11 protein-coding genes and 1 pseudogene are annotated in these 15,910 nt (G+C 71.5%); 7 read left to right on the top strand and 5 right to left on the bottom strand.

The features are described from left to right. Window positions 1–44 precede the first annotated feature (44 nt). Window positions 45–692, top strand: a complete 648-nt coding sequence (locus tag RAC69_RS13650; RefSeq protein ID WP_341933535.1) for a TetR/AcrR family transcriptional regulator — start codon at window positions 45–47, stop codon at window positions 690–692. Window positions 693–702: 10 nt separating this feature from the next. Then, the gene (locus RAC69_RS13645) at window positions 703–2,076 is read left to right on the top strand and encodes a pyridoxal phosphate-dependent decarboxylase family protein (RefSeq protein ID WP_375087284.1); all 1,374 of its coding nucleotides are present in this window, start codon (window positions 703–705) and stop codon (window positions 2,074–2,076) included. Window positions 2,077–2,202: 126 nt separating this feature from the next. Here the strand turns inward: RAC69_RS13645 and RAC69_RS13640 are convergent, their stop codons facing one another. Further along, window positions 2,203–3,270, bottom strand: coding sequence for an alpha/beta hydrolase (locus tag RAC69_RS13640; RefSeq protein WP_375087283.1), 1,068 nt, complete (start codon window positions 3,268–3,270; stop codon window positions 2,203–2,205). 62 nt (window positions 3,271–3,332) lie between these two features. After that, a complete protein-coding gene (locus tag RAC69_RS13635; RefSeq protein WP_375087282.1) occupies window positions 3,333–3,866 on the bottom strand; it encodes a TetR/AcrR family transcriptional regulator in 534 nt (177 codons plus the stop codon). Between the two features lie 86 nt (window positions 3,867–3,952). Here RAC69_RS13635 and RAC69_RS13630 point away from each other — a divergent pair, with 86 nt between their 5' ends. Next, a complete protein-coding gene (locus tag RAC69_RS13630; protein WP_375087281.1) occupies window positions 3,953–4,663 on the top strand; it encodes an MBL fold metallo-hydrolase in 711 nt (236 codons plus the stop codon). Between the two features lie 18 nt (window positions 4,664–4,681). Here RAC69_RS13630 and RAC69_RS13625 read toward each other — a convergent pair whose 3' ends face one another. The 3 genes from RAC69_RS13625 to RAC69_RS13615 are packed head-to-tail and all read right to left on the bottom strand — an operon-like array spanning window position 4,682 to window position 8,042. Beyond that, window positions 4,682–5,251, bottom strand: a complete 570-nt coding sequence (locus RAC69_RS13625) for a cysteine hydrolase family protein (RefSeq protein WP_375087280.1) — start codon at window positions 5,249–5,251, stop codon at window positions 4,682–4,684. Next, entirely contained in the window at window positions 5,248–6,708 is a 1,461-nt protein-coding gene (locus tag RAC69_RS13620; protein WP_375087279.1) for a purine-cytosine permease family protein, read from the bottom strand. The genes RAC69_RS13625 and RAC69_RS13620 overlap by 4 nt, the downstream gene beginning before the upstream one ends. 47 nt (window positions 6,709–6,755) lie before the next feature. Next, window positions 6,756–8,042 (bottom strand): M18 family aminopeptidase, encoded by a 1,287-nt coding sequence (locus RAC69_RS13615; protein ID WP_375087278.1) that lies wholly within the window; start codon window positions 8,040–8,042, stop codon window positions 6,756–6,758. A 215-nt stretch (window positions 8,043–8,257) separates the two neighbouring features. Between RAC69_RS13615 and RAC69_RS13610 the strand changes: the two genes are divergently transcribed. From RAC69_RS13610 to RAC69_RS13595, 4 genes and pseudogenes are all read left to right on the top strand, one after another. Further along, the gene (locus RAC69_RS13610; protein WP_375087277.1) at window positions 8,258–13,813 is read left to right on the top strand and encodes a hypothetical protein; all 5,556 of its coding nucleotides are present in this window, start codon (window positions 8,258–8,260) and stop codon (window positions 13,811–13,813) included. A gap of 236 nt (window positions 13,814–14,049) precedes the next feature. Next, on the top strand, window positions 14,050–14,916 hold the full coding sequence (locus RAC69_RS13605; RefSeq protein ID WP_375087276.1) for an EamA family transporter: 867 nt from the start codon (window positions 14,050–14,052) through the stop codon (window positions 14,914–14,916). 79 nt (window positions 14,917–14,995) lie between these two features. Continuing rightward, on the top strand, window positions 14,996–15,412 hold the full coding sequence (locus tag RAC69_RS13600; protein WP_375087275.1) for a GNAT family N-acetyltransferase: 417 nt from the start codon (window positions 14,996–14,998) through the stop codon (window positions 15,410–15,412). A gap of 198 nt (window positions 15,413–15,610) precedes the next feature. Further along, window positions 15,611–15,910: pseudogene (locus RAC69_RS13595) on the top strand (hypothetical protein); the annotation flags it as partial.

Genomic DNA, 15,910 nt, shown 5'->3' with positions numbered 1-15,910 from the left:
CACGCTATTGAACATGCGATCAACGAGTGCTACGGTAACCCCTGATGAACACCACGTCAAGAGCCCCCTCCCCACGCCGGCTGCCCCCGGAGGAGCGCGAACGCTCCATCGTCGACGCCGCCGTCGCGCTCGCGGCCGAGAGCGGACTGGAGGCGCTGACGATCCGCGCGATCGCCGCCCGCGTCGGCGTGACGCCCGCCCTCGTGGCCCACTACCGCCCGGTCATGGAGTCGTTCGTCGCCGAGGTCTTCACCGCGATCGTCTCGGCCGAGCGCGACGAGGTCATCGCGTCGTACGACCCCGACGCCGACCTGCGGGCGAACCTCCTGCAGCTCATCGAGACCCTGCTCGACGAGCACCGCGACGACGTCGCCGTCGTGTGGGTGCAGTCGTGGGCGCTCGGCGCCCGCAACGAGGCACTCGGCGCCAGGGTGCGCGCGGAGATGGACCTGTGGCAGAGCGCGCTGGAAGACCTCATCGCCCGCGCGATCGCCGACGACCCGCACTCCACGGTCGACCCGGGGTCGGCGGCGTGGATGCTGCTCGCCATGGTCGACGGCATGAGCGCGCACTCGCTCGTCAAGTGGGCTCCCCGCGACAGGGCCGCGCTCGCGCGTCGCACGCTCGCGGCCGTGCTCGACATCCCGGCGGACGCCGTGTCGCCCGTCGCACAGACCTCGACAGACAGGTAGGAAGAACCCCATGGGTGCAGAACGCATGCACGCGGCATCCGCGGAGTCGACGGCGATCGTCGATGCCGTGCTCGACTACTCCCGACGACGGATGCTGGCCGCCGACGTGCCGCTCGACAAGCCGCAGACCCCGGCGGAGCTGAACCGCCTCGTCGGCACGACCATCACCGACGGGGGTCTCGGCGCGCAGCGGGCGCTGAGCGTGTTCGAGCACATCCTCGCCCCGGCGTGCCTCACCACGAGCCACCCCTCGTACCTGTCGTTCATCCCGACGGCCCCGACGATGGCGGCGATCGCGTTCGACCTCGTGGTGTCGGCATCCGGACTCTACGGGGGCAGCTGGCTCGAGGGCGCGGGGGCGGTGCACGCCGAGAACGAGGTGCTGTCGTTCCTCGCCGCCGAGTTCGGTCTGCCGGCGACGGCCGGCGGCGTCTTCGTGCAGGGCGGCACGATCGGCAATCTGTCGGCGCTCGTCGCCGCCCGGGAAGCGGCGCGGGCGCGACTGGCGGAGCGCGGCGTCGAGCCGCCCGCGCGCTGGAAGATCGTGTGCAGCGTCGAGGCGCACTCCTCGAACACCTCGGCCGCGAAGGTCATGGACGCCGAGGTGCTGCTCGTGCCGGCCGGCCCGGACGGGGTGCTACGAGCGGATGCCGTGCGCGAGGCGCTCCGCGAGCACGGCGACGAGATCTGCGCCGTCGTGGCCACGGCGGGCTCGACGAACTTCGGGATCGTCGACGACATCGCGGGCATCGCCGCGCTCAAGGACGAGTTCGACTTCTGGCTGCACATCGATGGCGCCTACGGGCTCACCGCGATGCTCGCGCCCGAGGCGCGGTCGATCTTCGCGGGGGTGGAGCGCGCCGACTCGGTGATCGTCGACCCGCACAAGTGGCTCTTCGCGCCGTTCGACTGCTGTGCGCTGATCTACCGTGACCCCGAGGCGGGGCGCCGCGCGCACACGCAGCACGCCGAGTACCTCGACACGCTCACCGAGGGCGACGACTACAGCCCCTCGGACTACTCGATCCAGCTCACCCGGCGTCCGCGCGGGCTGCCGCTGTGGTTCTCGCTCGCGACGTACGGCGTCGAGGCGTACCGCGAGGCGGTCGGTGCGACGATCGCGCTCACGCGACGCATCGCGGACGAGATCGCCGCGCGGCCCGAGCTCCGCCTCGTACGCGATCCGCAGCTGTCGGTCGTGGTGTTCGAGCGCGAAGGATGGGAGCGTGCCGACTACGACCGGTGGTCCGCCGCGCTGCTCGACTCGCAGCGCGCCTTCGTCGTGCCGAGCTCGCACCAGGGGCGGCCCAACACCCGGTTCGCCATCCTCAACCCGCTCACGACCTTCGACGACCTCGTCCGCATCCTCGACACGATGCGCTGACTCGCGATGCCGATGCGCTGACTCCTGATGCCGAGCCACCCCCTCGTGCTCGAGCGGCCCCCTTGCGACCTCTCGCAAGGGGGGTGGTTCGGTTGACGAGGGGTGGCTCGCCGGGGGCGGATGGCGTCAGCGGGTCGTGTGCGCGGCGAGGAAGTCGAGCGTCTGCTGCAGCGCCGTCCGGGCGTCGGGCATGTCGAGATGGAACTGGTATTCGTGCGGCAGTGCCGGGTCGTGCGGGGCGGGCCAGAAGAGCGTCGTGACGTCGACCCCGAGCTCGTCGAGGCGCTTCGCCATCGGGATCGACTGCAGCCAGGTGAGGCCGTCGCCGTTGCCGCCCGAGATGTACGTGGCGGGGAAGTCGGCCGTGACCCAGTCGATGGTCGACATCGTCGCACCCGTGGAGTCCTCGGCCCAGGTCTTGGTGCCGGCGTACGCCCACATCGCCGACTTGAAACCCCAGCCGGCGATGCCGTCGAGCTCTGCAAGCGCTGCGAGGTCGTAGACGCCGCAGTTGAGGATGGTCGCGACGACCTGCGATGCCTGGAGGGCCGGCTCGATGTCCATGATGTCGGCGTAGTCGGGGCTCGTGACGAGCGTGGCCATCTGGCTGGCCAGCTGTCCGCCGGCTGAGTCACCGGCGAGCACGATCTGGTCGGCGTCGACGCCGAGCTCGTCGGCGTGCTCGTCGATGTATGCGAGCGCCTCGTTCAGCTGGTGCACGGCGAGCGGGTACACGCCCTCCGGTCCGATCGTGTAATTCACGCCGATCGTCGTGTAGCCCTCGCCCGCGAGAATCCGCAGATACGGGTCGACGTTCTCCTTCTCGCCCGAGATCCACGCGCCGCCGTGGATCCACACGATCGTGGGGAGAGGCCCGGTGGCGGATGCCGGAGCGAAGACGTCCATCGTGGTGTCGGCGCCCGCGTCTCCGTACGACACGTCGAGCGTCTCGGCGAGGTCGGTGTCCGGCACGTGCCTGTCCATCTCGGCGGCCGTCTCGTCGCCGCCCTTCTCGAACACCGAGCGGATGAGCATCGCCGAGGGCCACGGCGTGAGCGCACTGACGACGGCGGCGATCGCGACCACCGCGACGATGATCAGCAGCGCGATCTTCGTGCGGTGCCACGGGCGGCGGGGGCGCCGCCCGGTCGTCTCGGTCGGTGCACTCTCGTCGGCGGGCGCGCTCGCGGTCATGGGGACCCCTCTCCGCGCAACAGTGTTGCAGTATTCCGGTTGCTGCCGCACCTGTCGGGTCGTCAGGCCGGTCGGCGTCCGAGCCCCCGGACAATGCCCTGCAGCCCATACTCGAATGCCCGATCCACGTCGCCGCCCAGACGGAAAGCTCCGGCGAGCTCCATCTGCAGAAACCCCGTCGCCCACGCGGTGAAGAGGCGTGCGGCGTCGAGCGCGTGCGCGGCTCCCACCAGGGACTCGCAGGCGCGGAGCACCGGCGCCGACGCGCGGTGCAGGGCGTCCTCCGGTGCGACCGGGGTGAACAGCAGGCGGAACGCCTCCGGTCGGTCGTGGGCGAATCGGCGGTACACGGCCGCCAACGCGGTCAGGTCGTCGTGGCTCCTCGCGAGCCGGGCGGCGAGGTCGTCAGCGGCCTCCGCCGCGACCGCCTGCAACAGGGCCTCGCGGTCGCGCACGCGTTTGTACAGCGAGGGGGCGCGCACGCCGACGCGAGCGGCGACGGCCTGCATCGTGACGCCGGCGGGGCCGCTCTCCTCGAGCAGGGCGCAGCCCGCCTGCACGACGGCCTCGGTGGTGGTGCGCTCGGGGGTCGGCATCCGGTTCTCCTGTCGTTGCAAGCCATGGCTATTGACAGTAGCTATGATAGCTACGTAACGTAGCCATCGCAACCGAAGGGACCGCCATGAAGCTCGCACCACACCTGCACCGCCTGGGCAACGACATCGTCGCCTCCTACCTGATCGACCTGCCGGAGGGCATCACTCTCGTCGACGCCGGGATGCCGGGGCACTGGCGCGACCTGCAGCGCGAGCTCGCGGAGATCGGCCGCCCTCTGGCCGACGTCCGCGGCGTCGTGCTGACCCACGGCGACAGCGACCACATCGGGTTCGCCGAGCGGCTGCGCCGCGAAGCGGGAGTGCCGGTCCACGTCCACGCCGCCGACGCGCATCGCGTCCGCACGGGCGAGAAGCCCAAGACCGCGTTGGGCCCGTCGCGCCTCGGACCGATGCTCGGCTTCCTCGCGTACGGCATCCGCCAGCGCGCGCTGCGCACGCCGCCCGTGACCGAGGTGGTGGAGGTCGCCGACGGCGACGTGCTGGAGCTCCCAGGAGCGCCCGTGATCATCGGGATGCCGGGGCACTCGCCGGGCAGCGTCGCCATCCACGTGCCGGCCGTCGACGCGGTGTTCGTCGGCGACGCGTTGACGACGCGTCACGTGCTGACCGGACGCGACGGGGCGCAGCCGGCGCCGTTCACCGATGAGCCGGAGCGCGCGCTGGCGTCGCTCGACCGACTCGCCGCCGTTCCGGCATCCTGGGTCCTGCCCGGCCACGGCGCGCCCTGGCGAGGCACCCCGGCCGACATCGCGAAGGCCGTGCGCGCGGCCGCCTGACGCCGCGCGGGACCCGCGTCAGCGGTCGGCGAGCACCGAGGCTGTGTCGCGAACCGTCAGCTGGGGCGGATACAGACCCATGACGTGCAGGGCGGCGGCGTGGTTCTCGGCCGTCGATCCGGCGCACGCGTCGGCGGCGATGGTCACGCGGGCGCCGGCATCCGCTGCGGCGAGGGCGGTCGAGATCACGCAGCAGTCGGTCGACACCCCGGCGAGCACGACGTGCGCGCCTCGCCCGACCACGGCCTCGATCGCGTCTCCCCACTTGCCGAACGTCGGCAGGTCGACGGTCGGATGCGGCGACAGGTCCCGCGCCTCGGGCACGAGGTCGAACAGCGGGTCGCTCGCCGGTCGGTCCGCGAACGGCCACTCGGCGAAGTAGTCGCCCCAGGCCGTGTCGCGGCCGCCCGTCGGCATCCATCGGGTGACGATCACGTTCTCGCCGAACGACGCGGCGAGCTCGCGGATGCGCCCGATCGCATCGCCGAAGAACGGCGATCCCCAAGCCGAGTCGGGGGAGGCGAAGATCGTCTGCGGGTCGATCACGACGAGCCAGGACGGGGTCCTCGCGCCTGTCGTCGCGCTCACGCCGTCTGCTCCTGGCGGCGGATCCTCCCGGCGCGCGCGAACCACGTGACCGCGAACGACAGCACGAGCGCGAAGAAGACGCCGAGGTTCGCGTAGGCCCACTCGCCGTCGCGGCCGCCGATGAGGAACAGCAGATACCCCTGCCAGTTGTTCCACGGCGCGGCATCCGCGAACGAGTTCACGACGAAGCCCCAGCCGATCACGCTGGCGACGACCAGGGTGCCGATCGACGTCCAGTCCCAGGCGCCGTAGCGTCCGCGGCTGTCGAACAGCGCCGCTTCGTCGTAGTCCGCCCGACGGCGGAGGATGTCGGCGATGAGGATCCCGGCCCACGAGGCGAGCGGCACGCCGAGCGTGATGAGGAAGCTCTGGAACGGACCGAGGAAGTCGGTCGCGACGAACACGACGTAGATCGTGCCGAGGGTCAGGATGACGCCGTCGATCGCGGCGGCCGACGGGCGGGGGATGCGGATGCCGAGGCTCAGCAGCGTCAGGCCGGACGAGTAGATGCCGAGCACGGCACCGGAGACGAGGGCCAGGACGGCCGTCAGCAGGAAGGGCACGAGCACCCACACGGGGAGGATCGTGGCGAGCGCGCCGATCGGGTCGCCCGCGATCGCGTTCAGGAGGTCGTCGTCCGAGCCGCCGAGCAGCAGACCGAACACGACAAGGATGACGGGGGCGACCGATCCGCCGATCGTGTTCCACGCGACGATCGCCCCGTCGGAGGCCGTGCGCTTCTGGTAGCGAGACCAGTCAGCGGCGATGTTGATCCACCCGAGTCCGAATCCGGTCATCACCATCACGAGCGCGCCGATCACCTGGCCGATCCCGCCGTCGGGGCGCGCCAGCACGGCCGCGAGGTCGATGGTGGGCGCGGCGAGGATCACGTACAGCACCGTCACGATGCCGGTGATCCATGTGAGCACCGACTGCAGCCGCATGATCGTGTGGTACCCGAGCACCGAGGCCGCGACGATGAGCGCCGCGACGATCACGGTCGCGATGATCTTCAGGGCGATGCTGTCGCCGTCGCCGCCCAGTTGCGAGATGACGGTGGCGGTGGCGAGCACCGCCATGATCGCGAGGAACGTCTCCCAGCCGATCGAGGTCAGCCACGACACGATGCCGGGGATCTTCTGCCCCTGCACGCCGAAGGCCGCGCGCGACAGCACCATGGTCGGCGCGGAGCCGCGCTTGCCGGCGATCGCGATGAGTCCGCACAGCAGGAACGACACGACGATTCCGATCACCGACACGAGCGTCGCCTGCCAGAACGAGATGCCGAAGCCGAGCACGAACGACCCGTACGACATGCCGAACACCGACACGTTGGCCGCGAACCACGGCCAGAACAGGTCGCGGGGCTTCGCGGTGCGCTCGGACTCGGGGATGATCTCGATGCCCGCGCGCTCGATGAGGGCGCCGCGGGTCTCCACCGGCTGGATCTGCGTCATCTGCTCATGATGGCACCGCGGCAGGGCGGTGGGGCAGAGCGTGACGATCAGCCGGCGAAGAACGCTCCGGCGACGCGCGTCAGGTCATGCAGGTCGGAGACGCCGGCGAGCTCGCGGGCGGAGTGCATCGACAGGATCGGGATGCCGACGTCGACGGTGCGGATGCCGAGGCGGGTCGCCGTGATGGGGCCGATCGTCGACCCGCAGGGCACGTTGTTGTTCGACACGAACTCCTGGGTCGCGACGTCGGCGGCGTCGCACCAGTCGTGCCAGGCGGCGGAGCCGACGGCATCCGTCGCGTAGCGCTGGTTGGCGTTGATCTTGAGGATCGGGCCGGAGCCGAGCACGGGCTGCACCACGGGGTCGTGCTTCTGCGCATAGTTCGGGTGCACCGAGTGGCCCACGTCGCTCGACAGGCACCATGACGAGGCGAAGGCCTGACGGCGCTGCGAGGAGTCGGCGCCGAGGGCGTCGTACACGCGGCCGAGGATGTCTTCGAGGAACGGTCCGGCCGCACCGGAGCGCGAGTTCGAGCCGAGCTCCTCGTGGTCGAACGCGGCGAGCACGGCGATGGGTCCGGAGGCGGCGACGCCGGCCTGCGCGAGCGCGACGACCCCCGCGTGCACGGACGCGAGGTCGTCGAGGCGGCCCGAGGCGAAGAACGCGTCGTCTTTGCCGAACACCGCGCCGCGCGCCGAGTCGGCGATGACGACGTCGTAGCCGCGGATGTCGGATGCCGAGAGGCCGGCCGATCCGGCGAGCTCGGCGAGGATGTCGGCCTCGGCGACGTCGCCGATGCCCCAGACGGGCTGCGTCTCGGCCTGCTTGTCGAGCGCGAGGCCGTTGTTGTTGACCCCGCGGTCGAGGTGCACGGCGAGCTGGGGCAGACGCAGCAGCGCTCCGGTGTCGGCCAGCACGACGCGTCCGTCGGCGAGCGCGAGGCGTCCCGCGAGGGTGAGCTCGCGGTCGAGCCAGGAGTTCAGCAGCGGGCCGCCGTAGACCTCGACGGCGGCCTGCAGCCAGCCGCGGCCGCCCGTGGTCGGCTGGGGCTTGAGCTTGAACCCGGGGGAGTCGGTGTGGGCGCCGAAGACGTGGTTCGGTGTCGTCGCCGTTGCGTCCTCCGGCACCGTCCACCCGATCGTCGCGCCGTCGCGGATGACGACGTACCGCCCGCCGGGGCGGATCTCCCACGCCTCCTCCTCGTGCAGTCGCTCGAACCCGGCGTCTTCGAGGCGACGGGCCGTCTCGGCGGCGGCGTGGTAGCTCGACGGGGACGCGGCGACGAAGTCGGCGAGGTCGTCGGCATGGGCGAGGGCGTCGGGGGTGACGGGCATGGTCGACCTTCCTGATGGGGTCCTTCGATCGTAATCGGAGGGGCGCGGGGCGGAGGCGGGCGGCGGTCGTTCCCGATGGCGCCGCGCTCGCCGCATCCGGTGTTCCAGCATTCTGATAGTGGACGTACAGCCCGCACTCAGCTATCGTCCTTTGGCGAGGGAGTTGCGTCGTTTCGAACGGCGCGGGGAGACTCCGGGGGAAACAGGGGACAGCTGTGTCTGCACACGCTCACTCGTACATTCGTCGTGCCATTGCGGGGGCCACGGCGGCACTGCTGCTCGCAGCGGGGCTGACGGTCGTCACCGAGACGGTCGCGCCGCTGCCTGCGTCTGCTGCGCAGGATCCGACGCAGTGCGCCGGATCGCTGTCGCTCGCGAACGGCAGCTTCGAACAGCCGGCGTTCACCGCAGGCGTGTCGATCGTCAACGAGAGTCTCGTGCCTGGGTGGCTCACCACCGCCACCGACAACCAGATCGAGATCTGGCGCTCCCCGGGCAACCCGCGGGCGTACCCCGCCGCTCAGGGCTCGCAGTTCGCGGAGCTCAACGCCACCCAGGCGAGCATGCTCTACCAGGACGTCGCGACCACGCCGGGGCAGACGCTCTACTGGTCGCTCAAGCACCGCGGTCGTGAAGGCACCGACACCATGCGCGTCATGATCGGCGTGCCAGGCGGCACGCTCGTGAACGTGAGCGGCCCGCTGGCCGACGGCACCGCCGCGTGGGGCACCCACACCGGCTCGTACACCGTGCCCGCAGGCCAGACCACCACCCGGTTCGGATTCCAGGCCGTCAGCACGGCCACCGGCAACCAGTCGGTCGGCAACCTGCTCGACGACATCGCCTTCGGCACCGGGCCGTGCCTCATCTCGACGAAGACGGTCGCGAACCTCACCCGCGGCGGCACCACCGCCGAGGTCGGCGACACCTTGCGCTACACGGTCACCACCCGCAACGACGGCGGCAACCCGGCGCTGCAGTCGATCTCGACCGACGTCCTCCCCGCGGGCATCGACTTCGTCCCCGGCTCCCTCCGCATCGTGAGCGGAGCGGGAGCCGGTGCGCTCACCGACACCACCGGCGACGACCGCGGCGAGTACGCCTCGGGCTCGCGCACCCTGCGCGTGCGGCTCGGTGAGGGAGGAACGGCCACCGCCGGCGGATCGATCAGCGCCGGCACCGCGACCTCGTACACGTTCGACGCCAAGGTCAGAGCGGATGCCGCGGCGACGACGATCGTCAACGAAGCGCGCGTCGCGTTCCGTGAACCCGTCACGAACATCGACCGCACCTCGGTCACCCAGGAGGCCGTCACCCCGGTGAACCCCGCGGCCGACCTCGCGATCACCAAGACCCTCGACACTGCGCCGCTCGTGGCCGGCCGACCCGCGACCTTCACGATCGGCGTCACGAACAACGGTCCGCAGACGGGCACCGGCGTCACGGTGACCGACGCGATCCCCGCCGGCCTCACGGGCGTGCAGGCGACCCCGAGCTCCGGCACCTGCAGCGTCACGGGCACCGTGTCGTGCGCGCTGCCCGACCTGGCCGTCGGCGCCAGCGCCACGATCACCGTGACAGGCACGGTCTCGCCGTCGTTCACGCCCGGCGCCGCGCTCACGAACACGGCCACCGTGTCTGGGTCACGCTTCGACCCCGTCCCCGCCAACAACACCGCGACCGCATCGGGGACCAGCACCGCCCTCGCCGACGTCTCGGTGACGAAGACGCACTCGCCCGCCGCCCCGGTGGCCGGCCAGAACGTCACCTACACGCTCACCACGCAGAACGCCGGACCGTCGGAGGCCCGCGACGTGCGGTTGAGCGACCCGCTCGACCCCGAGACGACGTTCGTCAGCGTGTCGACGCCGCAGGGCACCTGCGCGGTGGCCGACGGCATCCTCGACTGCGCGCTCGGCACGCTCGCGCCGGGCGCGACCGTGGTGACCACCGTGGTCGTGCAGATCGCGGCCGGAGCGACCGCGGTCGTGCAGAACTCCGTCGCCGTCACGAGCAGCACCCCCGACCCCGACCCGAGCAACAACGTCGACACCACGAGCTTCCAGCCCGAGATCGTCGCCGACCTCGCGGTCGTGAAGACGGCATCGGCCGCCCAGGTCGCCGCGGGCGGCACGGTCGACTTCTCGCTCGCCGTCAGCAACCTCGGCGCGTCGGATGCCGTCAACGCCGCACTGGTCGACACCGTCCCGACCGGGTTCACGGTCACCGGCGTGCAGGCGCCGGCCGGCGCGAGCTGCACCTTCACGGCGACGGACGTGCGCTGCGTCTGGGACCTGCTCCCCGTCGGCGGACCGACCACGGTCGTCGTCAACACGGTCGTCGCCGCCGACGCCCCCGTCGGATCGGTGATCAACACGGCATCCATCGCGTCCCCGGCCGATGACCCGAACCCGGCGAACAACTCCGACTCCGCCGAGGTCGAGGTCGTGCAGAGCGCCGACCTGGCGATCGTGAAGTCCGCGCCGGCGACGGGCGTCCCCGGCGGGGCGTTCGCGTACACGCTCGTCGTCACGAACGGCGGCCCGTCGGTCGCCCGCGGCGCCACGCTCTCCGACACGCTGCCCGCCGAGCTCCTCGGGGCGACGGTCGCGGATGCCGGCTGCGTCATCGCCGCCGGCACCGTGTCGTGCGAGCTCGGCGACCTCGCGCCCGACGCGTCCGTCACGGTCACCGTGAACGGCACGTGGAGCGCGACCGCGACCGGGACGATCCGGAACACGGCGACCACGACCTCGTCGACCCCCGACCCCGACACGGGCAACAACTCCTCCACGGTCGACGTCGCGCTCACCCCGAGTGCCGACGTGAGCGTCGTGAAGACGACCACCACCCCGAGCGTGCCGCTCGGCGGCACCGCGTCGTTCATCATCACCGTCAGCAACGCCGGGCGGTCGGCCGCCGCGGGTGTCGTGGTCTCCGAGCTCGCTCCGCCCGGACTCGCCGTGACCGCGGCGACGCCGTCGCAGGGCACCTGGGCTCCCGCCGACCACCAGTGGACGGTCGGCACGCTGCTGCCCGGGGAGTCGGCCACGCTCACCGTCACAGCGACGGCCACGGTCGTCGGCACCCACACGAACACCGCCACCGTGACCTCGCCGACGCCCGACCCCGATCCGTCGGACAACACGGGCACGTCGACCGTCGAGGTGACGCCGTCGGCCGATCTTGCGATCGTGAAGACGAGCTCCGTGAACCCTGCGCCGTCGAACGGGCCGATCACGTACACGATCGTGGTGACGAACAACGGACCGAGCCCGGCATCCGCCGTCGCGGTCTCCGACCCGCTGCCCGCCGCGCTGCTGAACGCCACGACGCCCACCGCAGGGTGCTCGATCACGTCGGGAACGCTGAGCTGCGCGGTCGGCACGCTCGCCGTGGGGGCGACCTTCACGGCCACCGTGAGCGGAGTCGTCGACCCCGCAGCGCCCGGCACGACCCTCGCGAACACGGCGACGGTCACCTCGACCACCCCCGACCCCGACCCCTCGGACAACACCTCGACCGTCGAGGTGCCCATCGCCGGCACCCCGCGCGTCGAGCTCGTCAAGAACGTCGCGGCTCCCGTGGACGCCACGGGAGACGGCCGGATCGGCGCGGGTGACACGGTGTCGTACACCTTCACGGTGCGCAACACCGGCGACGTCACGCTCACCAGTGCCGCCATCTCCGACCCGCTGCTCGGTGCGGGCGCGCTCGACTGCCCGACGCTCGCCGCACCCCTGGCCCCCGGGGCGTCGGCCGCATGCGGACCCGTCGTCTACACGCTGACCCAGGCCGACCTCGACGCGGGCGACGTGCACAACGACGCCACCGTCGTCGCGGAATCGCCGCGAGGACAGGCGACAGACGACGCCTCCGCCGACGTCGTGGTGCCCGCCGTCAACAGCATCGTGCTGACGAAGACGCCCAGCACCGTGATCGACGTCGACGGAGCGGGGCAGGTCACGGCCGGCGACACCATCGCGTACACGTTCACGGTCACGAACACCGGCACCACGACGCTGCAGAACGCGGTCATCACCGACCCGATGCTCGGCGGCACGGTCGTCTGCGCAGCGCTCGACGGCACGGCGCTCGCGCCCGGCCAGTCGGTGCAGTGCGCACCGGTCGACTACGTGCTCACGCAGGACGACATCGACGGAGGCGTCGTGCGCAACACCGCCACCGTGACGGCTGACGCCCCCGACGGCACGGTGTCGGACACGGCGTCCGCGTCGGCCGACATCGACCGCACCGCGGGCATCGAGCTCGTCAAGACGCCAGGACAGGTGCAGGACGCGGATGCCGACGGCGCGATCGGCGCGGGCGACACGGTGTCGTACACGTTCACGGTGCGGAACACCGGCACGACGACGCTCACCGACGTCACGGTGGCGGACCCGCTGCTCGGCGCAGGGGCCCTGTGCACCATCCCGCTGCTCGGCGTCGGAGGGTCGGCGGACTGCGGACCGTACACGTACGAGCTCACGCAGCAGGACATCGAGGACGGGCGCCGCCCCAACACCGCGACGACCTCCGGAACGAGCCCGCTCGGTCCGGTGGGCGACACCGCAGCGGCCGAGGTCGTGTTCGCCGGCACACCGGCCGTCGAGCTCACGAAGACCCCGGGGCAGCCCGTCGACGTGAACGGCGACGGCATGATCGGCGCCGGCGACACCGTCGCGTACTCGTTCACGATCCGGAACACGGGAACCACCCTGCTCACCGACCTCGTGCTCGACGACCCGCTGCTCGGGGGAGCAGTCGTCTGCGCGGCGCTCGACGGCCTCGCGCTCGCACCGCAGACGTCGGTCGACTGCGGTCCCGTCGACTACCTGCTGACGCAGGCCGACATCGACGCCGGCACCGTTCGCAACACGGCGACGGTGACGGGCCAGTCGGTCGCCGGGCCCGCCGACGACGACGCCACGGCTGACGTCACCGTCATCGGCACGGACGCGCTGGCCCTGCTGAAGTCGGCCGCCGCGGTCGTCGACGCCAACGGGAACGGACGGACGGATGCCGGCGACACCATCGCCTACACGTTCACCGTCACGAACACCGGCACGACGACGCTGACCGGCGTCGCGGTCTCCGATCCGCGCCTCGGCGGCGACGTCGTGTGCGCTGCGACCGAGCTCGCTCCCGGCGAGTCGACCGTGTGCCAGGGTCCGGCCGCCGTGCTGACCCAGGCCGAGATCGACTCGGGCGAGATCGTCAACACCGCGACCGCCACGGGCACCGGCACCGGGACAGGCACCAACGGGCAGCCCCCGACGGCCGAGGACACCGTCGTGACGCCGCTCGTCGTGCAGCCGGCGATCGCGCTCGAGAAGACCGGCGGCGACTACGTCGACGCGAACGGCTCCGGCCGCATCGACGCCGGCGACACGATCGCCTTCCGGTTCGTCGTGACCAACACCGGCGCGAGGACGCTGACGGACGTCGTGATCGACGACCCGAAGCTCGGAGGGGCGCTGGACTGCGGCATCCCGACCCTCGCTCCCGGCGCGACGGCGTCGTGCGGGCCCGTCTCGTACACGCTCACCGCTGCGGACGTCGCGAACGGGACGGTCGTGAACGTCGCCACCGTGAGCGGCGCCGCCGGGACGATCATCGTCACCGCGGCGGCGACGGCGACCGTCGACGTGACGGCGCTCGCGACCACCGGTGGCGTGATCACCGGGCTGGGCTGGGCGCTCGCCCTGCTCGCGGTGGGCCTGCTCGCGCTCCTCGTCTCGCGGGTGCGGCGCCGCGAGATCGCGGAGTGAGGTGGAGGTGGACGGGATGCCGATGGCAGCCCGTTCACCTGCCGGCCACGTTCGCGGGGTACGGTGGTCTCGATAGCGCCTAGGGTTCCGGGGCGCGGCGGAGGTCCTCGGATCGCCGTCGCCCCGACTGGTCCGAGCGGCGCCACGGCAGCCCTCCGCAGGGCCGCCGTCATCTGACAGGACAAAAGCCCGGAGGACCCTGTTCGTCGCGCCCGCGGCGGATGGAAGGGTCTCCCGTGTCGACACTCGCCTTCGTCCTCGTCATCGCCGCAGCGGTCTCGCACGCCGCGTGGAACGTCATCGCGCACGGCGTCAGTCGCGCGGGGACGCCGTTCCTGTGGTGGGGTGCCGTCGGCAGCACGGTCGTCTGGGCCGGCGCGATCCCGTTCACCGGCGGCATCGGCGCCGACGACCTCCTCGCGTTCGCCCTCGGGGTCGGCGTGTCCGGCGTGCTGCACGTCGTCTACATGGCCGTGCTGCAGCGTGGCTACCGCGAGGGCAACCTCTCGACCGTCTACGCGACCGCGCGCGGCACGGGGCCGTTCCTGTCGGTGATCGTCGCGGTGCTCCTGCTCGGCGAGCGGCCGTCGATCGTCGCACTGGTGGGCGTCGTCGCGATCATCGTGGGAGTCGTCGCGATCGGGCTCGTCGACCGCGGTCGCGCGACCCGGCGCGGGCGGGGGATCGACCTCGGGATCGTCTTCGGACTGCTCACCGGGGTCGCCATCGCCGCGTACACGATCTGGGACGCCAACGCCGTCCGCACCTGGAACCTCTCACCCGTCGCGTTCATGGTCGGGACGACGCTGCTCGAGATCCCCTTCTACTCGCTCGGCGTGCGGCGCCGCTGGGCGGCCGTGCGGATGCTGTGGCGCACCCAGTGGCGCAGGGTCATCGCGTTCAGCATCCTCTCCCCGCTGTCGTACATCCTCGTGCTCACCGCGATCCAGATCGCACCGGTCGCGCTCGTCGCGCCGCTGCGCGAGGTGAGCGTCGTGCTCGTGAGCCTCTTCGGTGTCTTCGCGCTGAAGGAGAGCAGGCCCGGGTGGCGCATCGCCGCGTCGGCCGTCGTCGCCGCGGGGATCGTGATGCTGGCACTGTAGATTCGACCCCGTTCGCTGTGTGAATGGGGTTGTGGTGGTGTGGGAGTTCCGGGCGGCTCGTCCGTCGGATGCAGGGTGGATGGCCGAGCTGCGCGCTGTCGTGATGCGGCCCGATCTCGAACGGCTGGGGCGCTTCGATGCGGTGCGGGTGCGGAGCCGGTTCCTCGATGCGTACGTGCCGGAGCTCACGCGCGTCATCGTCGTCGACGGAGCGGATGCCGGACTCATCGCGGTCCGGCCCGAGCGCACCGAGACCTGGATCGAGCACTTCTACCTGGATCCGTCGCTGCAGGGGAGGGGGATCGGCGGCTCCGTGCTGTCGACGCTCCTCGCGGAGGGCCCGGCCGCCGGACCGTTCCGGTTGAACGTGCTGCAGGGGAGTCCCGCGCGGCGGCTCTACGAGCGGCACGGCTTCGTGCAGGATGCCGCGGACGAGATCGACGTCTTCATGGCCCTCGCCGCGCCGGGGCGAGATGCTCCCACCGCAGGTCGTTGAGCGGGCGGATGTGCCCCCTTCCCCGGGTCGTTGAGCGAGCGGAGCGAGACGAAACGCGGTGGGGTTTCGGTCGGGTTCTGTGCCTGTCCTCGATCCTGTCCGGTAGCGTTCCAGAGTTCTGGAATACCCTTCTGACCTGGCCCGTTTTTGCGTGGTTTCCCCCGTGTGAATGTCGGTGGTCGCGGGTTGACTGTCCGTATGACCCATCCCGCCGAGACTCTCGCTCAGGTCGTGTCCGACCTGGATGTGGTGCTGTCCGACAACACCCTGGCGGGGTTGTCCGATGCGGATCGGGTGCGGGTGTTTCAGGCGGCGGGTGCGGTGTTGCGGCGGGTGGACGCGGTGGTGGTGGAGACTCTGGGGTCGACGAACCCGGTCGATCTCGCCCACGGGGCGGGGTGTCGGAGCGTGCAGGAGCTGGTGCAGCGGACGCTGCTGGTGGATGGGCCCGGTGCGGGGCGGGTGGTGAAGGCGGCGGGTCTGGTGCGGCGGGAGTCG

This window comes from Microbacterium sp. LS_15, from assembly GCF_041954735.1.
Classification (GTDB): Bacteria; Actinomycetota; Actinomycetes; order Actinomycetales; family Microbacteriaceae; genus Microbacterium.
This window is presented reverse-complemented; position numbering and strand designations above follow the sequence as displayed.